Genomic DNA, 19,810 nt, shown 5'->3' on the forward strand with positions numbered 1-19,810 from the left:
CCATAAACGACAAGTCAATGTAAAGAATCTCTTTACTTTCGTCGTTTACCAAAACAGGTTCAACAACTTTTTTCACATCCGTAACTTCGCCCGACGATGAAATGATTACAGTACCCGGTGCCAACACCACATCGTCTTTGTATTTCTGTGTCATCGACATTGAATCTTTACCTGTCGGGATGTTAATTCCCAAAGCACAGGCAAAATCGCTGGCGGCTTTTACGGCATTGTAAATACGGGCATTTTCTCCCGGATTTTTAGCCGGCCACATCCAGTTGGCACTCAACGAAACACTTTTGATTTTATCAGGCATAGGCGCCCAGATAATATTTGTCAGCGACTCGGCAATGGAAAGCACCGAACCTCTTTCTGCATCAACCAGTGCAGCTACCGGCGCATTACCAATTGCAGTTGCAAAACCGGCTTTTCCCTGGTAGTCGAGTGTTATAACACCGCAGTTATTCAGTGGTAATTGCAACTCGCCCGCACATTGCTGTTTGGCAATTCGTCCGGTTACCGAACGGTCTACTTTGTTGGTTAGCCAGTCTTTACTTGCCACCGATTCCAGTTGAATAGTCTGCTCTACAAGATCATATATTTCTTCCCAGTTGTATTCTAATTCATCAAATTCCGGCACGATGGTTTCGTCTTCCAAAACGGTTTTTGGAGGATTTCCGAACATGTATCCCAGTTGCCAATCGATTGATTTTTCGCCGGTTGTTGAGTTTTCGAAAGTAAACTGCATGTCGCCGGTTGTTTCGCCAATTTCGTAAATTGGTGCACGTTCGCGTTCGGCAATTTTACGAAGCAGTTCAACATGTTCCGGTTTCATAACCAGTCCCATTCTTTCCTGCGACTCGTTACCAATAATTTCTTTTTGCGAGAGTGTTGGATCACCAACAGGCAATTTCGCAGTATCAATTTTTCCTCCTGTAGTTTCAACCAGTTCCGACAAGCAGTTTAGGTGACCACCCGCACCGTGGTCGTGAATTGATACGATTGGATTATCATCAGCTTCACTCAATGCACGAATAGCATTGTAAGCTCTTTTCTGCATTTCAGGGTTGGCACGTTGTACCGCATTCAACTCGATGGCATTTTCAAATTCACCGGTTGCTACCGACGAAACAGCACCACCGCCCATTCCAATGCGGTAGTTATCGCCACCAAGCAATACCACTTTATCGCCTTTTTCCGGATCGTCTTTCAGGCTGTCTTTTTTATTTCCGAAACCAATACCTCCGGCAAGCATAATTACTTTATCGTAACCATATTTTACAAAGTCCTCAAAATGCTCAAAAGTAAGTAAGGAACCAGTAATTAACGGCTGGCCGAATTTGTTACCGAAATCGCTGGCACCGTTTGATGCTTTTATCAGAATCTCTTCCGGTGTTTGGTACAACCAATCGCGTTCTTCGGTTGCCTGTTCCCACGAGCGCATTGCTTCCGTTCTCGGGTAAGAAGTCATGTAAACTGCTGTCCCGGCAATTGGCAATGCTCCTTTTCCTCCGGCAATACGATCGCGAATTTCTCCCCCTGTTCCTGTAGCCGCACCGTTAAAGGGCTCAACCGTTGTTGGGAAGTTATGTGTTTCGGCCTTCAACGAAAGTACGGTTTCAATATCTTTTACTTCAAAAAAGTCGGGTTTATCTTGTGTTTTCGGGGCAAACTGTTCAACAACGGGGCCCTGAACAAAGGAGCAGTTGTCTTTATAGGCCGAAATTATGGCATTCGGATTTTCTTTCGACGTCTTTTTAATCATCTGGAAAAGTGAAGATTCCATTTCTTTTCCATCGATAATAAAGGTTCCGTTAAAAATTTTATGCCTACAGTGTTCCGAGTTCACCTGGGCAAAACCATACACTTCGCCATCGGTAAGCGGGCGTCCCATTTCTTTTGATACACCATTCAGGTACTGAATTTCGTCGTCACTTAAAGCCAATCCTTCCTGTGCGTTGTATGCTGCAATATCTTCAATATTCAAAATCGGATCGGGTTCTTTATCAATCGCAAAAATCTGTTGATCGAGCCCGTTGTAGATTGCCTGAAGCATTGGGTCGAACTTTGCTTTTTCGTTTTCTACTTCGAAAAATTCCTCCATTCTTCGGATTCCTTCGATACCCATGTTTTGGGTGATTTCAACGGCGTTTGTACTCCACGGAGTAAGCATCTCTTTACGTGGGCCAACAAACCAGCCATCCATTTTTTGAGGTTTTAAACTTTCGGCTCCTGAAAATAACCATACCAGTTTTTCGATGTTTTCGTCGCCTAAGGGCTGTGCAGAATAAACTGCGATAATACTGTTACTTTGAGTTTTAAAGAATTGAATCATGTTGCAGCGAACTATTAATTTAAGAACATGTTGTAAAACACGCTGCAAAGATAAAAAATATTAATTGGCAAGTCGGTTAAGTTATAACAATAAGACAACAGTTTTTTAACACCGAAAACGTTAAATAGGATTAAAACACGGCGGATTTCATTTTTTCTGGTTTTCTTTGGGCAAAATTAAGTACATGAGAGCTTTATTATTTAGTATAGTTATGGTTGTTTTGGTTTCGTGCAGTTCGCAACGAATGGTGCAAAAATCATACATTGGCCAACCGTTATCTACTATGGAATCGGAATTTGGTAAGCCCATAACCGTTTTTAACAAAGAAAGTGGTGATATATACATATTTGAAAAAGTTGAATTTTTAAAAAGTACGGAGATCAGCCAACACAAACTTACGCTCGACCCGATGGTAACTCCTCAGGTAAAAAAAACATCGCGCTACACGGCAACTGTTGTTAACGGAACAATTAAAAAGTTGGAGCTCGCTGAAGAATACGATCGTAATATTAAATAATTCGTGAAAAACGCTGAATTACAAAAAATCAGATTGTAGTAAGCAGGTTAAAAGAAATTTTATAGTTTTGCAGGCACGTTCAAAAAAATAATGCCCAGGTGGTGGAATTGGTAGACACGCAAGGTTGAGGGCCTTGTGGGAAGATTTTCCCGTGCAAGTTCGAGTCTTGTTCTGGGCACGACGCAAAAATCATCAAAAATTAAAAGCGCTTAAAATCAATGTTTTAAGCGCTTTTTTGTTTTCCAGAAAGTCAAAAAAGCGCAAAAAAAGTCAAAGTAAACGAGACTTTATCGAGAACAAACATTTTTTTCAAGAACTGTTCTCGGCAAATCGTGTAACTCTCTCTTTTACAACATTTAAATTGATACGAATTGACTCGATTTGGTGTTGAAATACAGGGTCAAAATGGGTATTTTTAACCAACAATCGAGAACAATTCTTCTAACACTTTAAAATGAAGAAATTATGAGATTGACGATTAACTTTTTGATGAAAAAATCGAGACAGAAAAACAATGGAGAAATCCCTGTCTACGTGAGATTTACTATGAATTCAAAACGAGTAGAATTATCTACCGGAATTTACTACCATTCTGATAAATGGGATGATGTTGGGCAACAAATCAGAGGTAGAACAGAGTCAGCCAGAATACTTAATAATAGGCTGGACAAAATCCAAAATGAAATTCAGGACCATTATAATAAGCTAAAATCTAGCGGTGAAGAATTTAATGTCACAACCATAAAAAACAAACTACTCCACATTGATGAAAGTAAGGGGATACTTAAAATATTCGATTACTACTTAAATAGCATTCTTGAGAAACTGGATAAAGGCTACTCCATGGAAACCTATAAACACTATAAGTCGTCCAGAAAGAGATTGGCAGCCTTTATCAAGTTTCAATATAAAAAGGCCGATTATCCAGTTGAGTCGATTGATTATAAATTTTTGGATGCTTTCGATGTTTATCTGAAAAAAAGGTTTAAAGTCCACCAGAATACGGCATGGAATTATCACAAACATTTACGACGTGTTTTAAATCTCGCGGTTTCAATGGATCACATACAAAAAAATCCATACAATAAATATAAAGTAGACTTAAAGGAAACTCATCGTGAATTTTTGACATCTGAAGAACTCGCTAAAATCGAAGAAAAAGATATTCAGATTGAACGTTTATCTGCAGTTCGTGACATATTTGTTTTTGCCTGTTATACTGGCCTTTCCTATTCTGATATTTCTAAATTAAGTAAACAGCACTTGCAAAAGGGTATCGATAAAAACGAATGGATAATCATTGACAGGTCTAAGACCAATAACCGGTGCCGAATTCCGATTCTACCGAAAGCCAAAGAGATTTTAGAGAAATACAAGAATTATCCCAAGAATCACAACAAAGACCAATTACTTCCCGTGCTAACTAATCAGAAGATGAACAGTTACCTGAAAGAGTTGGGCGATATATGCAACATAAACAAAAGTATTACAATGCACATGGCCAGGCACACATTTGCAACAACAGTAACTTTGGGAAATGGAGTACCGATTGAAACTGTTTCAAAGGTACTTGGACATTCTTCTCTGAAAACAACCCAGATTTATGCAAAAATTCTTGATCAGAAGATCTCGACAGATATGCAAGCACTTCAGAAAAAGCTTGGGAATAAAGACAAAAAGGAAAGTTCAATTGAATTCGAGAAAGGCAAGGTAAAAAAGCTATCTTAATCACTTTTTGGAACAGCTATTTTAATTTTCCAAGGCTGTCCTTCATCCCAAATCGTAAACACCGGCTCTTTACAATTCAGGCATTAGGCAAAAGAAGGCGGAATAAATGGACTGAAAGATTGCGCCGGAGGACAGTAAATTGTCAAGTGTTTTTCCAATACTTTGATGTCAAGTCTCCTTTCGAAGTATGAGAAAGGTGTATTGGCAGCAAAGAATACAAACAAATCTAAAACTCTTGTCAATTTGCTGGCTGCGTTTATGCCGTAAGCTTTTGACGTTTGCCTGAATTGAAATCAATTTGTTGAAGATTTGGGAAAACCTTATGATCTACATCCGATACCCCTTTTTCTTTATAGGCTTTATTCGTTGATATGATTCCCTTTTACGTTGTCTTTCTTCGTCCTTCTCTACCTGAAGCAGACCTTCTTTTATCAACTGATGCAAAGCCTTATCCAGTGATGGATTATCAATTACATCAAAATGCTCCTGTCTCTTATTCTCATCCAGCCTGTACTTGATTTTTGAATAGCTGAATTGCCTGTCTATTTTTGAACCGTTAAATTTTAAATCATTTTTGGTAAACGAAATCCCCTGTACAACATTGGTATTTCCCCTGCATTTGTAGTTTACTGTTATTCCCTCTTTTTTCAGTTTGGCTTCCAGTTCATTCATATCTTTGCATTTGGGAACAAGTTCTTTCAAACAATTATAAATTTCATATTTTGTTTTGTCCGGTTCTTTTAGCCGGTGAACGTTTACATTTTCTTTTCCTTTGGCAAAATACAAGTCATTTTTTCGTGTAAGCTCTTTACAGATCTTTTCACTACGGTAACGATCGTTTTTATTGGAAATCGTTTTCCCAACGTTGTTTACCCTGTTATACACAATGTGAATATGGGGATGTTCCTTATCGTAATGCCGGGCTATTATAAACTGGGTATTTATGATTCCCATTTTGTTTAGATAATCATCTGCAATCTTTAGAAGAAACTCATTATTCAACTTTGCTTTATCCTGAACAGAAAAATCCAATGAAATATGACCTACCGGTTTGCTTACCCGTGAATTGAGTTCTGTTTGGGCAACAAAGCTTTTTGTAATTGAATTGGTATTTTTCAAACGTACGCCCTCTCCCATTAACAATTCAGCCGCTTTCTTTGGATCAAGGATATAATCTACCGCCCCGGCAAAGTCTCCACCTGTTGTAATCTTGGCAATCATAGAATTTTGTTTATGATTCGGTCAATCTTATTGGCAAGAAACAGGTATTCGCTACGAATGTGATCGTAACCAAGGGCATTGGCTTTACGTGCAATCTGATTGAGATTATTAGCCATCCCTGAGAGTTTTCTAATCTCAGCATTCAGCTCGGGTGTTAAACGTTGAACTACTGTGGTATTCATTATTGACTGCCTGACAAACTCACTTTGCGAAATCCCGGCCTCTTTCGATTTGCCAATTAAGGAGAAATATTCAACGGTCGACATTTTTACCGTTACCTTATATTTCATCTTCTCACCATCCAATTTTCGTGGACGTCCTCCTTTGTTAAATTGCGCCATATTTTATTACCATTTTTTAGACCAACGGGATGCTAAACATGGGTTTTGGTCTGCCCAAAACATAAACTTGCTAGCCTACCTCGAAAGGGTCTTTTTATGGAAATAAAGTTAGGTAACAGAACACAAAAACAAAACAGCAAATAAGCTCAATATCAACCAAATAAAATGTATTTAACCTTTATAAAAAAGTATTTAATGGTGATAAGAAATTCTCAAAATTTATGTATTGAATGAATCAGAGATCGTTTCTCATCTTTGAATCGGTTAGAAACGGACTCCTATTCATATCTTCTACATTCCTGCTTGATACTTCCAGTCTCTCAACCAACAATCTGAGAATTTCAGCCATATCCGATAGTTTATCCGTAGTTAGCAGTGAAATCCCATGGTAAAACCTATTGTAGTTGCCCAGTTCTGTGTAGAAGTTACTCCACTACATTTTTCGAAAAAAAATCCATATTCTCTAATTTTGGCTCTGGTATATATCTACTGCTTTTTTTTATAAAATTTGCTCGTTTTTGTAAATTCTGGTGAGCATTTTAGTAAGTCTTTTTTCACATGCACTCCAACAAAGCATTAACCAATTCAATTTAGAGCAAATATAAAAACAAATTACATCATTGAAATTCAGGTCATAATACGAACTACCAAACACGAAATAGATATTGGAAAAATGTATGCCAGAATCACTATGGACAAATCCAAGGTCCATACATAGATCATGGAACAGATGGTTAAGGATGATTAAAATGCTCTAAGCATAATGCATTACACGGCTATTCTGATTTGTTTTGTGTCACTAACTTTACTCTGCTTGTTGATCTTTTATATACTGACTTGGAGTGCCCCCTGTAAATTGTCTAAAAATACGAACAAGTGTTGATTTTGACTGAAATCCACACTCTTCTGCCAACACCATAATTTTATAGTGTTGGTTTTTGGGGTCCGAAATCTTTTCCTTGAATAAATTAACTCGGTATTGATTTATATAATCGGTTACACTTTTCCCGGTTAATGTATTTACCGATTGGGAGATGATAGTCGACGGTATACCTGTTAATTCAGAAAGATCTTTAACAGTAAGAGGCCCCTTTGTGTATGGTTTCTCATTCTTCATCAATGTCTCAAGCTGGTTAAAAGCTCCTGTCATTTGATCTTCAGGAGCCTTTTGCTGGCAGTTGTTTGGATTAAATGATTCGCTGAGGTTTTTGAAACGGTGTTTTGATGGACTCACAAAAAGATATGCATAACTATTTCCTAAATAGAGAAATATAAAAATGAACAAGGTAGTAAGTGTATTGCCCCATAACATGCGTTCCCAAAATACATTGGGCAACATATAACGGCCAGCATGCAATAATAAAATACCCAAATAAAGAAAACTAACCCCTAAAATAATTTGCCTAATCCATTGATGTCGCATTTCATCCCGGGGGGTAATGGCATTCTTTTTATCTTTCAAAACCACTTTCCACGTTAAAAGAATATAGAACCCAAGCACCACATATTTGTATAAATAGGTAAGCGAAACAAATATGTTATCCTCTTCAACACAACCACCTTCCTGGTAACACTCCATTAAACCTGCGGCATAGTTTAAATACAACTTTACCAAAATTTGAAATAAAGCTGGTGCAAGGTGCCAAAAGTGTTTGGGTTGTAAGCGAAATGCCGAGTTTGTAAAAGCCAAAACGTAAACGTACATGATTGCACCATGCAGCAAATGAGAATCACAAATTAAGGTTATAAATACAGGAAAGCGCCCAGCCAGACCTTTAGTATATAAAAAAAACGAAAAGACTGTGATAATTAGAAGAATAATCCATCCTGAAAAAACAAGCTCTGAGAATGCCTTATTCTTCTTTGTTATGAGGGAGATTGAAAAAAAGACTAATAATCCACAACAAACAATATATAAGTACTCCATCTGTGGCAAAATTAGCCATTAAATTAAAAGACACAATACCAGGTGGTACTCACCCAAATATTGTGTCTCTTTTTTTAATTAAAGAATAAATCTAATAATCCGCCAGCAATAGGCTAAGGTATTTATAATGTGCTTTTAACGCCGCATCCTTGCTCCTTAAATTCTTATTAACCAAGTTTTTTGTTTTTTCTATTTCTGCAAAAACCAAGGGTTTTACCAGGTTATCGAGAAATTGAATTTTTGAAGATGTGCCACTGGTTAAAGATGCGAGGGAAGATGATTCCTTTTTCTCTTTCGAACCATTTGCTGCTCCGGCCATTTTTACCAGGTTATGAATATACGATGCCTGCAAATGGCGTTCGAATTCGTTTAGCTTTTTACCATTTATTGTTTTTTCCCATATATGCTTATGCAGATCGTTTAAATATTCCGCACTACTGTACTCATTATGATACATTTCCAGTTTCTGAAAAACCACGCCCCCCATTAAAATATCAAGCACTGAAGCCTGGTATTTAAACAATTCATTCTTGTGCGAACCAATGCGTCGTTCAATTTCTTTGTTGAGCATCCACGAAGGCTGATTGGCCAGCTCTTTAAACAACCATGCCAATGCCTCCTGTTGCCTGGCTTTGCTTACCGGGTTCTGAAAATATTCCTCTTCACCCTCAACAAGCTGATACCGATAAACCCCTCCCGGATAAGCGCAAACATGCCCAATGTAACGTTTGTATTGTTTTAACACCTCCTCGTACATGTGAGTCATGTATTGAAAATCATCATTTTCTTCGGTTGTCCACTCAATTAGATGCTTCATAATATATTGAGCATTTTTACTACCGTACTCGCTGGCTTTTATGGCATTGTCGCCCAATGCCTCGTTTTGTGCCGCAGGATCGAAAGCAATTCCCATTTGCTGGTCGCCATAGCGGTAAATGAGGCTATCTTTTTTCTCCAAAATCCATTGGTTTAGGATGGCTTTTTCATCATCAGCTGTTTCTGCCTCAAAAATAGGCTGATAGCCCCATTTAATTGCAAAAATATCATAAGGCCCCATGTTTGGCGGGGTAAAGCGTATTCCCTCATCACCGGGCTGAGCAATGTAGTTAAAACGGGCATAATCCATTATCGACGGAGTAGTTCCATATTTTTGAGTGAAAGTAGCCGAACGCAACGAATCAACAGGAAAGGCATAGGATGCACGCATATTATGTTTCAATCCAAGACAGTGACCAATTTCATGCGCAATAACATAACGCACCATTTCGCCCAACATTTCCAATTCGGGGTTACGCTTGCGTGCCTTTGGATCGGCAGCGCCACACTGTACAAAACGCCAGTCGCGCAAAAGCTGAGTTACATTGTGCCACCAGAGCACATCGCCTCCAAGTACTTCGCCACTGCGTGGGTCGATCCAGCGCGGCCCCATCGAATTTGCCTTTGTTGAAGCAATGTAACGTATACATGAATGACGAATATCTTCAGGATTAAAATTAGGATCGTCAACCGGATAAGGCTTTCCCACAATGGCATCTTTAAAGCCAATAGCTTCAAAAGCTACCTGCCAGTCTTCAATGCCTGCTTTAATGTAAGGCCACCATTCTTCCGGAAAAGCATTGTCGTAATAATAAACAATTTGTTTTTCGGGCACTACCAATTTTCCCGCTTTGTAATCTTCAATATCTTCCTTTTTAGGAGCAATATCAAAGCGGGCAATGTATTTTTTACTTTCAACTCCAATTTCGTTGGTTGTATAAAAAAGAGCACTGCTGGCAAAATACCCTATCCGGCTATCTTCATAACGTGGCCGCATTGTTTTTTCGGGCAACAGTAAAAACGAACGGTTCATTACAATTACAAAAGGATTACCGGTTGTATTGCTGTAATTCATTTGTGTTTTTACCTCCACATTTTTCGGAAAAACCTGGGCCATTTTAATACACGTGGCATCGGGTTCCAGTTTTCCTGCTTTGTATTTGCTGTTAAAAGGCGAAATACCTTGAATTTCAGCAGTGAGAAATTTGGTTACATCAATAATCGCTGCGCTTGAGTCGGTGTTTAACGATTTGATTTTAAAGGTTTCGAAAACCGGCTGCATTTGAATGCGGTCGAGCGCTCGTTTTATCGGGTCGTTTTCGTCGGCCAACTCATCAGAAACCACTTTATGCATAAACAACTTCTCGTTGTTGCGCGAAAAACGAATCCAGATGGGTTCCTTACGCATTTCGCCGGGTTCAACTTTTGTTGTTTTGCTTAATTGGGCAACACGTGCGGCCAATAAAAAGTCGCGGCCAAGCAGGGAGTCGTTTATTTCAAAAAAATAATCGTTATCCTTTTTATACACTGAAAACAAACCCTCGCCTACTAATTCTTTGTCGGCTAAAAACTTATCGTACGAAGCCACTTTTGCGGTATCTTTTTCTGTTTTCTTTTCTTCCGCTCCGGAAAAACCGATACTCAGTATCAAGAAAAATACTGTAAATACCGGTTTTAAACTGTCCCTCTTCAAAAATAATGTCATGTTATTGCTTTTTTTCAAAAATCAAAAATATCTTATTCTATCTATTTTTTTACATGTCAACCGGCTTATGGCATTCTTCGGTTAATGGTGCCGGGTCGTCGTATTCTTTTGTATTGTATAACAAAAACTTACGACTTGTTGTACCTCCAAACAGTTCAGCGTTTGTCATTCTGAATTCGAATTCAATTTTGAAAATACCGTTACCAATGTCGGTATAAGTGCCTTCTCCTTCAATAGCAATCTGGTACGATTTATCTTCTTTATTCGACAATATAATTTCCTGTGCAACAACTTTTACAAAACCATTGCTTGCACTTGTTCCATCGGCCGGATAAAATTCGAGTGCCTGCGGAACATTAAAGCCCGGCGATTTATCGGCATCGGTATATTCGTTGTCGAGAATTCGTTTTAAGTTAAAGCTGTTTGTTGTACGGCCTGCGTTTGGCGAATTAAAACCAATTCGGAAAGCATGGTGGTAAATATCGTCATCAGGATTGCTGGTACCATTATCATCGTATAAAATGGCATCAGGGTGGCTGGCATCAACTACAACCGGGTAGGTGAACACATTCCAAGCAGTCCAGTCACATTCGCCGTCTTTGTTGTAATCCATCCAGGTTTCGCCGTATGTGCGGTAAAAAGGATCGCTAAGGTTATAAAAATATGCGGCTGTATTTAGCTCCAGGTCGCGATCAACATTTTCGGGTTTTACAAAAGTGATTGAACTGTTTCCAGCTATTTTATAGTATTCCAGATCGTTTAGCTCAATTTTGGCCGTGTACGAGAAAATATCAACATCAAGCGACTCATTCAAGGTAAGTTTATAAGTTACTTTGTTTTCGTCTTCGTTTATTTCATGTTGTTCAATCGAATAATCAAAATCGCTGCGCACCTCGTTTACCAACTCTACGCCTGCCACTTCGTTAACAAAAAAGCCTTCGGGGAAAAGCACATCAAAAAATACCTCTTCTCCCATGTCGCCATTTAAAAGCAACATATTCTCATCCTGCATTTTATAGGTTAGTGCCAATTCATCGAGACTAATCGTTAACTCGTTATACGGATCGCTTGGATTCGGAAAACCTAAGGCTATGCCGTTGTCACTAACTGACTCGAGCTTTAGCTTTATCGAATTATTATCGTCTTTAAACCAACGCTCGTTAAAATTAATGGTAATGGTATCGTTTAGTTTTTTACCGGAAAAATTCAGAGTTTCTGTCGGCGTAATTTCAAAAGCCGAAAAAGATCCCGAAACATTTGTTGAAAAAGTTGCTGTCACATTATTTACCAGGGGCTCGCTGGTAAGGCTTACCGGAATTTTCAGTGCTTGCTTTTGTGCATAATTAATACTTTTTGCAATATCGGCATTTTGTACCAGGGTGCCTTCCTCAACAGGCTGCCCATCGTTGTTTACCACCAATTGAAAACGAATGAAGCGGCCATCCTGATTAGAATAAACCTCAGCCTCGTACTCTTCGCATGCCAGCCCAACCAACACAACAAGCAGCAGAGTTACTATCTTTTTAATATCCATTATTTTGAATCATATTTTCGTTTAACGTAACGCTTGAACCGGGTATGGGCAGCACAAAATAATTTGATGGGTACTCCATGTTACACACCCTCGACATACACCCCTCGTTTCGTTCCACATCTTTTTTATACCGCACAATATCAAAAAACAGGTTACCTTCAAAAGCAAGTTCCCGTCTGCGTTCATCAAAAATCTCGTCCAAAAGGTTTTCAGTGGTTGTAAGCGCATCCAGTCCGGCACGCTCGCGAATGGTATTCAAATCGTTAAGTGCCGCATTTTCATCGGTGCCTAATCGCGCCAATGCTTCAGCCCTGATCAAATACATCTCTGATAGTCGCAAATAAAGTGTTCCCGGTTCTCCCTGAAATTTGTTTGTAAAATAATAAGGAAGCATGTAATCCACATTGTCTATTCGGGTTTTGATGTCGATGCCTACATACAGATAATTTCGGATATCCGATTCCGAAAATAAATTCAACAAATCTCCCGATGCCACAATCTCCTGGTAATTGTTTTCATCAATATAGTTAAACCAGCTAAGACCAACCGAAGAGCGTATCTCCCCCTCTTCGGCAGTTCGTGGAGCCGAAAATTCAAGTAACACCTCGCTTACTGCTTCTGCAGGTTTTACCCATTCTTGCAAATAATCGTCTTTTGGCATCAGATTAACACCCGAATTAAGAATTACATCGTTGGCATATTCGTAAGCTTTTTCCCAATCGTTCATTTGCAGCGCCATTTTGGCATAAAGTGCTTTTGTATTAAAGGAGTTAAACCACGAATAATCGGGCCCGTACCCAAGAGCAGATTCGGACGTAAAACTTTTTAAAGCCTCATCCATATCGGCCTGAATAAGCTCCCAGGTTCTGGACATGGTTTCGCGTGTTGGATAATCTTCGCCGGCAACAATTGTATGCGTATTGTAAACAATGCCCAGGTGAGAAGCATCGGCAGTATACCCATACTGCTGCGCATAAAACAAACTCAGCAGATAGTGGCAAAATGCCCTTATGGCAAGGCTTTCAGCTTTTATTTGCGTCAGTTTATCGGCACTAACAAAATCCACTCCTTGTGTATATTCAAGCACCAGATTTGCGGCATTAATCAGTTCATACATATCCTGGTAGAATGAGCTGTAATCCGACTCATCCTGTTTGTCGTTAAAATCGTATACCTGATCAATTGCAATGGCGGTGGGAACCTCCAAAACATGATCGTGTTTTTGAGGTGTAAAAGTAAAATTACCACCAATAAGGTCGGCGTAAATAAAGAATTTATGCGACAATACGCCTTCAATCTGGTAATACAAGCCATTTACTGCCTGATCGATATTCTCTTCAGTAGAGAACTGCTCTTTAATCGATCGTTGTTCGCTTGGTTCCTGGTCTAAAAAATCGCTGCACGAAACCAGCACCAACATCATTATTATGTAATAAAATCTATTCTTCATAACTAAAATCCTGCTTTTACACCAAACGAGAATGTTCGCATTTCGGGATAAACATTCTTCAATTCTTTAATTCCGTTTAACCCATCGGGACTTTTATCCATGTACCAATAATACAGGTTGCTGCCGTTGGCAAAAACCGATAAGGTAGAAAATGGCAGGCCCCATTTTTGTGCCGGCATGGAGTACGAAACATTTATGGTTTGTAGTTTTACGTGAGAATTGGAGTAAAGAAGTTTGGTAGAATTATTAACCAATGGATTGGTTTTTCCAACCGACGGATAGTAGGCGATATCGCCCGGTTCTTTCCAGCTTCCCTCAATGGCATTCACCGACATGTTGCGGTTGAAAATATTGGTATACTTATCGACATACTCGCTCGAAATCAGTTCATCTCCTCCAATGGAATAATTGGCATTAACCGATACCGATATGTTTTTACCGATGGTAAAACGGTTGTTTAATCCACCGTAAACATCGGGTTGCGAATTACCAATAGGCACCCAATTGGTTGTTTCTTTGTAATGCTGCTTTAAATAATTGGCATCAACAGTATTTCCTTCTATTTGGTATAACTCCCGACCTGTTGCCGGATCGATTCCCACAAAATTATACCCCCAAATTACACTTGTTGAATAGCCAATACGTTGTGCCCTTGCCCGCTCAGCCGATGAATATTCTGAACCAAGTCCTTGCAAATGAGTAACCTCATTTTTTATTTTCGAGATATTAAAATTTAGTTTCCATTTGAATTTCTCATTTGAAAAAACCTGGTATTGGGTACTGAATTCAATTCCCTGGTTGTACATTTCGGCACCATTAATCTGTACCGATCCATAACCAATTTCAGGAATTACATCGCGTGAAACGATCATATCGCGAATATCATCATGGAATAATTCGATGGTAGCGGTAAAGTTTTCACGAATAGAAAAATCAAAACCAACATTGAATTTAATATTTTTCTCCCACCCTAAATTCGGATTGGGTGCTGTTGACGGAGTGGCATAATAACCGTAATTGTACCCATTGGCTGTTTTATCGTAAAAATTATACAAGCCTAAAGCACGATACGACCCAATGCGCGAATTACCTGATGTACCGTAGCTGATACGTGCCCGTAGAAAGGTCAGCCATTCGTTTTGTGCGAGAAAATCTTCTTTCGAAATAATCCAGCTTGCTCCTAAACCACCGTTATACGATGTGTTGTTATCGCCGCCAAATGCCGAGCTCTGATCGATACGAAAGTTGGCCAAAAGAAAATACTTCTTGTTAAAATCGTAATTGGCCTGAGAAAGAAACGAACGCCCTGTACTTTCGTTTTTATCCGATTCGTAGGTTTGATAATCGGCCGTTTCGATGGGCATTATTGCATCGGGTTCTGGGAAATTTACTCCTCGGGCGTAATTGTATTTTGTTGATTTCTGTGTAGCTTCAACACCTGCTGTAAAATCGAAGTAATGAATTTCTTTAAACGTTTTTGTGTAAAACAATCTGGCATTCCAGTTCCAGTTGCGCACGTCTCTATCACGCAACATTCGTATTCCCTTTTCTCCTTTTGCAGTAATTCCGGTTTCGTTTAAGCCTGAGAAATAGGTGTCCTGGTCTTTGTTTGAGAAATCAAGCCCATAAAGACTTGAAAAACTAAGCGATTCGTTAAAGCGATAGTTAAAAGACAAGCTATTTATTAACGACTTATTTTTCACCAGCCCACGGTTTTGGTTTGCCACTGCCAATGGGTTACCATACGTATCGAAAGATGTATAACTGTCATCTTCCTGGTATGGAGCAATGGTTGGCGGAACCGCATAGCCATGCAATGTATTGGGTGCATTTTTAACCGTAAGCGATGGTTTTGTGGTTAAACTTAACTTCCATTTTTTTGCCTGGTAATCAAGTGCAAGGGCTGAACCATATTTTTGAAATTCGTTGTTTATTTGCGGCTCCTTAATGTTCTGATGCTCCAGCGATACGCGATAAGTAAATTTCTCTTTCCCTCCCGAAAGCGAAAAATTATATTTCTGATAATTACCGGTTTGGTTCATTAAATCGTACCAGTCGGTATCTACTCCATTCCATTGCTGCACATTTCCTTCGTCACCGTTATTTTTATAGAACAGGTTGCGTAACTCCTGGTATTGTTCGCCGTTCATGTAGGTAATTTGGTTCGTAGGGTTACTAAATCCGGTTTGTGCCGAAAAGGTGAACTTCATGGGGCCTTTCTCACCGCGTTTAGTGGTAATCAGTATTACACCATTTGCACCATCGGCCCCGTAAAGACTAACCGCTGCGGCATCTTTAAGAATGTTGATCGATTCAATATCGGTAATCCCAATTTTAGCAAAAGGATTAGAAGGATCTTCAGAATATAAACCACCACCTGCATCAAAAAAATTGTTGCCATCTAAATCCAGTTCTTCTGCCAATATAACACCATCAACAATTATTAAAGGTTGGGTTGATGTGCCCACACTATTGGCTGTAAGTGGTGTTAACGACCCCTGGCCCCGAATATGGATATCAACCGGTTTACCAATTTCTGAACTCCCATCAATATAAACCCCAGCTGACTGGCCCTGCAACAGTTCATCAAAACTTATTGCCGTTTGTTCGGTTACAATGTCTTTTGTTTTTATACTAGTGATACTAGCCACCACTTCCTGTTTCAACTTCCGCGTTCCGTACGACGAGGTAACTACCACTTCGTCGAGCGCCTTCACATCTTCTTCGAGCAGTATTTCGAAAATGAATTTTCGCCCAATTGGAATTACCTGCTGTTTATAACCGATAAACGACGCAACCAATTCCAACTGTTCCGACTCATTGCTGGCAAAACGGAGTGTAAATTCGCCGTTTCCATTGGTTACTGTTCCCAATGATGTTTGGTTAATATAGACAGTTGCACCTGGTAATGGCTCTTTTGAAAACGAATCCAAAATACGCCCTCGAATGGTGCGGGCATTTTGTGCCTGTCCGATTATGACGAAGAAAACAAACAGGATAAAAAATAGTGATCTTAGTTTCACGCTGTACAATTAAAAATGCAGGCTCCCCTACTTTTATCAGGAAAGCCTGCAAGTTATAAATCTACTTAATAATAATTTTTTCAACTTTTAGCTCAGCATCTGTTTTTAGCTGAAGAACATACATTCCGGGCACAAGATTTAACTTGATCTGCTGGCTTTGTACAGTTCCGTTTGATACCAGACGTTGATTTAAATCGTAAACATTATAAACGATGTTATTTACATTTCCATCCACGTAAAGAATACCTCTTGTTGGATTTGGATAAATACGTAAATCTGCGTTAAGCGCTTCATTAACTGATGTCAATATCAACATCACGTTTTCTGCCAGGTCCTCATCAACCACCAGGCTTCCATCTGCAGCATTGTAACCGTTTAGGCTCACAGTGTAATCAGCAGAAGTTCCTGATACAACATCTGAGAAAACGGCAACACCATCTTCATTTACGCTAATACTCTCGCCGTTAAAAGTTACAACTGCCCCCCCCAGTGGATTGTTATTTTTATCAACTACGGTAATGGTTACGTCATAATATTGTACTTCAAATTCAATTTTTGCGGCATCAACCACAAAAAATTCTTCCCCTTCTGCATCGTCTCCGGTGTAGTACAATTTTGTTCCAACAACAACAAAATCTGCTGAATTTACCTCATCAGGATCGAGTTTAGTATTTAAAACATCTGCTACTTTCATAGTGTTGCCGGCGGCACCATCGCTAACCCAAAGTTTTGTGCCGGTACTATCGGCAGCTTCAAAAAACACCAACCCGTCAATACCAATAAATCCTTCGGGTTTTGCATCACCTTCGGTATTTATGTCTTTTAACAGTCTTCCATTGGTTCCGTTAAACACCCAAAGCTCTTCGCCTTTAACACTGTCAACTGCCGAGAAGTACAGTTTTCCACCACAAGCGTAAAGGTTATCAACTTCACCATCTTCTCCCGGATTAGGTTCGAATACCAACATGGTGCCTTCCGCTGTACCATCGGTAACAAAAAGCTGGTCGCCGGTACCGTTATCGGCCACAAAATAAACTTTGTCGTTCATTACAGTAAATTCTGCAGGATCGCCGTTGCCTGAACCAACATTAATATCTACCAGCATTGACGTTCCGGCAACGGAACCATCCGAAATCCAAAGCTCGTCGCCATCGGTTCCGTTATCGCCCTGAAATAATAATTTTCCGTTGAATAATATCGCCTGATTACCAGTATAACCATGGTTTGATGGATTAATATCAATAATCTCAACAGTTTCATCGGCTTTTAATATATGTAGTTCGTTTCTACCATTGTTAGCCTGAAAATAGGTAATATTATTGGCCTCATCAACAATAGGGTACGAAGGTGTGGCATAACCGCCACCATTCAGGTCAGTAATTTTTTCAGGAGCAGCGTCTCCATCAATTCTCCACCATTGTGTTGACGAACCATCGTTGGCCTGGAAATACAGCTTGTTATTAAAAACAAATAGTTGTTGAGGATTGGAGCCTTTGTTTTCCCCTTCCTGAATATCCATCACCATCATGGTGTTTTCAGGTGTTCCGTCAGTTACCCACAATTCTTTATCGTGGCCGGTTTTATCGCCATCGTTGGCATTAAAATATAATTTGCCATTGTACTCAATAAAGTTAGAAGGATCAGAGTTTGGAGAAGTATCCAAGGTATCCTGGTTGATATTTTTAAACAAGGCGGCAACACCGCCAGTTGTAATTCGGTATAGCTCGTCGCCAATATCGCCGCCCTCGTCAGCTTCGAAATAAATGTCGCCATTAAAAACATACGGGTTTGCAATACCCGCATCGCCGCTTTTGTTAAGATCTGTAGCCTGTTTCACATCGCTTAAAACGCTTGCTGCATTTACAACAAAAATATCATCACCATTGGCATCATCACCTGTAAAGTATAGGTTTGATCCAATAACAGCCACCTCTCCTAAGTTTATATCATCAGGATTTTCAGAAACGTAAAAATCACTAGCTACTGCCAGAGTATTCTCTTCAGTACCATCTGTTACCCAGAGTTTTGTTCCGGTACTGTCTGTTGCTTCGAAGAACAACAAGCCGTCAACCTCGATAAATCCTTCTGGTTTCGAGTCTCCAGCGGTATTTATATCTTTCAATACTTTTGCGTCACTTCCATCAAACACCCAAAGTTCTTCTCCTTTAGCCGTATCAACAGCCGAGAAATATAACTTTCCGTTATATGCAAACAGGTTATCTACTTCACCATCATCTCCTGGATTAGGTTCGAATACCAACATAGTGCCTTCCGCTGTACCATCGGTTACAAACAGCTGGTCGCCATTGCCGTTATCAGCAAAGAAATATACTTTATCACTCAAAATTGTAAAACCGGCAGGATCGCCGTTACCTGAACCAACATTAATATCTACCAGCATTGACGTTCCGGCAACAGTAGCATCTGAAGTCCAAAGCTCGTCACCATCGGTTCCGTTGTCGCCCTGAAATAATAATTTTCCGTTGAATAATATCGCCTGGCTTCCGGTATAGCCATGGTTTGATGGATTTATATCAATAATCTCAACCGTTTCGTCGGCTTTTAAAATGTGTAGTTCGTTTTTGCCATTGTTAGCCTGGAAATAGGTAATATTATTAGCCTCATCAACAATAGGATTCATTGGCGTTGCGAATCCTCCTCCATTTAAGTCGGTAATTTTTTCAGGCGCACCGTCTCCATCAATTCTCCACCATTGTGTTGACGAACCATCATTGGCCTGGAAATACAGCTTGTTGTTAAAAACAAATAGTTGTTGAGGATTGGAGCCTTTATTTTCACCTTCCTGGATATCCATCACCATCATGGTATTTTCAGGTGTTCCGTCTGTTACCCACAATTCTTTATCATGGCCGGTTTTATCACCATCGTTGGCATTAAAATATAATTTGCCATTGTATTCAATAAAGTTAGAAGGATCGGAAGATGGCGAAGTATCCAGCGTATCCTGATTAATATCTTTAAACAGAGCCACCGAACCATTGGCAGAAATGCGATAAAGCTCGTCGCTAAGATCGCCGCCCTCATCGGCTTCAAAATAAATGTCTCCGTTAAAAACAGCAAGTTTCCCAATTCCGCTGTCACCACTTTTGTTCAAATCGCTTACCTGTTTGATTTGAGCATTTAGAGCTGCACTCAAACCAAAAATCAGGCAAGATAGCACGTAGAATTTTTTCATAATCAGTAGTTTTTTTAAAT

At 39.5% G+C, this 19,810-nt stretch carries 11 protein-coding genes and 1 tRNA gene; 3 read left to right on the forward strand and 9 right to left on the reverse strand.

Annotated elements, in window-relative coordinates; all coding sequences use genetic code 11:
* Positions 1-2,332 (reverse strand): phosphoribosylformylglycinamidine synthase (gene purL, locus QZ574_RS12385; RefSeq protein WP_297089903.1); only part of this gene is annotated, 2,332 nt, incomplete at its 3' end.
* A 184-nt stretch (positions 2,333-2,516) separates the two neighbouring features.
* On the opposite strand from purL, the gene QZ574_RS12390 reads away from it, so the two are divergent.
* The 3 genes from QZ574_RS12390 (at position 2,517) to QZ574_RS12400 (ending at position 4,577) form a co-directional block, all read left to right on the forward strand.
* Positions 2,517-2,849, forward strand: coding sequence for a hypothetical protein (locus QZ574_RS12390; RefSeq protein WP_297089905.1), 333 nt, complete (start codon positions 2,517-2,519; stop codon positions 2,847-2,849).
* Positions 2,850-2,941: 92 nt separating this feature from the next.
* Positions 2,942-3,027, forward strand: a tRNA-Leu gene (locus QZ574_RS12395).
* A 287-nt stretch (positions 3,028-3,314) separates the two neighbouring features.
* Entirely contained in the window at positions 3,315-4,577 is a 1,263-nt protein-coding gene (locus tag QZ574_RS12400) for a site-specific integrase (RefSeq protein WP_297089907.1), read from the forward strand.
* A gap of 327 nt (positions 4,578-4,904) precedes the next feature.
* Here QZ574_RS12400 and QZ574_RS12405 read toward each other — a convergent pair whose 3' ends face one another.
* From QZ574_RS12405 to QZ574_RS12440, 8 genes are all read right to left on the reverse strand, one after another.
* Positions 4,905-5,798, reverse strand: coding sequence for a relaxase/mobilization nuclease domain-containing protein (locus QZ574_RS12405; protein WP_297089909.1), 894 nt, complete (start codon positions 5,796-5,798; stop codon positions 4,905-4,907).
* The gene (locus QZ574_RS12410; protein WP_297089911.1) at positions 5,795-6,139 is read right to left on the reverse strand and encodes a MobC family plasmid mobilization relaxosome protein; all 345 of its coding nucleotides are present in this window, start codon (positions 6,137-6,139) and stop codon (positions 5,795-5,797) included. The genes QZ574_RS12405 and QZ574_RS12410 overlap by 4 nt, the downstream gene beginning before the upstream one ends.
* An 805-nt stretch (positions 6,140-6,944) precedes the next feature.
* On the reverse strand, positions 6,945-8,066 hold the full coding sequence (locus QZ574_RS12415) for an AraC family transcriptional regulator (protein ID WP_297089913.1): 1,122 nt from the start codon (positions 8,064-8,066) through the stop codon (positions 6,945-6,947).
* Between the two features lie 91 nt (positions 8,067-8,157).
* Positions 8,158-10,587: a zinc-dependent metalloprotease gene (locus QZ574_RS12420; protein WP_297089914.1), complete on the reverse strand. Its 2,430-nt coding sequence runs from the start codon at positions 10,585-10,587 to the stop codon at positions 8,158-8,160.
* A gap of 49 nt (positions 10,588-10,636) precedes the next feature.
* The gene (locus QZ574_RS12425) at positions 10,637-12,121 is read right to left on the reverse strand and encodes a hypothetical protein (protein ID WP_297089916.1); all 1,485 of its coding nucleotides are present in this window, start codon (positions 12,119-12,121) and stop codon (positions 10,637-10,639) included.
* Entirely contained in the window at positions 12,111-13,571 is a 1,461-nt protein-coding gene (locus QZ574_RS12430) for a RagB/SusD family nutrient uptake outer membrane protein (RefSeq protein ID WP_297089918.1), read from the reverse strand. Before QZ574_RS12430 ends, QZ574_RS12425 begins: the two co-directional genes overlap by 11 nt.
* 2 nt (positions 13,572-13,573) lie before the next feature.
* Positions 13,574-16,594: a SusC/RagA family TonB-linked outer membrane protein gene (locus QZ574_RS12435; RefSeq protein WP_297089920.1), complete on the reverse strand. Its 3,021-nt coding sequence runs from the start codon at positions 16,592-16,594 to the stop codon at positions 13,574-13,576.
* 61 nt (positions 16,595-16,655) lie between these two features.
* The gene (locus QZ574_RS12440; protein ID WP_297089921.1) at positions 16,656-19,790 is read right to left on the reverse strand and encodes a T9SS type A sorting domain-containing protein; all 3,135 of its coding nucleotides are present in this window, start codon (positions 19,788-19,790) and stop codon (positions 16,656-16,658) included.
* Positions 19,791-19,810: the final 20 nt, after the last annotated feature.

The sequence above is a fragment of the uncultured Draconibacterium sp. genome, assembly GCF_913063105.1.
Classification (GTDB): Bacteria; Bacteroidota; Bacteroidia; order Bacteroidales; family Prolixibacteraceae; genus Draconibacterium.

What these genes read in the sequence shown, in the direction of transcription:
- QZ574_RS12390 (WP_297089905.1), top strand. Translation starts at nt 2,517, where the DNA reads ATGAGAGCTTTATTATTTAGTATAGTTATGGTTGTTTTGGTTTCGTGC.
- QZ574_RS12440 (WP_297089921.1), bottom strand. Translation starts at nt 19,790, where the DNA reads ATGAAAAAATTCTACGTGCTATCTTGCCTGATTTTTGGTTTGAGTGCA.
- QZ574_RS12425 (WP_297089916.1), bottom strand. Translation starts at nt 12,121, where the DNA reads ATGGATATTAAAAAGATAGTAACTCTGCTGCTTGTTGTGTTGGTTGGG.
- QZ574_RS12400 (WP_297089907.1), top strand. Translation starts at nt 3,315, where the DNA reads ATGAGATTGACGATTAACTTTTTGATGAAAAAATCGAGACAGAAAAAC.
- QZ574_RS12420 (WP_297089914.1), bottom strand. Translation starts at nt 10,587, where the DNA reads ATGACATTATTTTTGAAGAGGGACAGTTTAAAACCGGTATTTACAGTA.
- QZ574_RS12410 (WP_297089911.1), bottom strand. Translation starts at nt 6,139, where the DNA reads ATGGCGCAATTTAACAAAGGAGGACGTCCACGAAAATTGGATGGTGAG.
- QZ574_RS12430 (WP_297089918.1), bottom strand. Translation starts at nt 13,571, where the DNA reads ATGAAGAATAGATTTTATTACATAATAATGATGTTGGTGCTGGTTTCG.
- QZ574_RS12415 (WP_297089913.1), bottom strand. Translation starts at nt 8,066, where the DNA reads ATGGAGTACTTATATATTGTTTGTTGTGGATTATTAGTCTTTTTTTCA.
- QZ574_RS12405 (WP_297089909.1), bottom strand. Translation starts at nt 5,798, where the DNA reads ATGATTGCCAAGATTACAACAGGTGGAGACTTTGCCGGGGCGGTAGAT.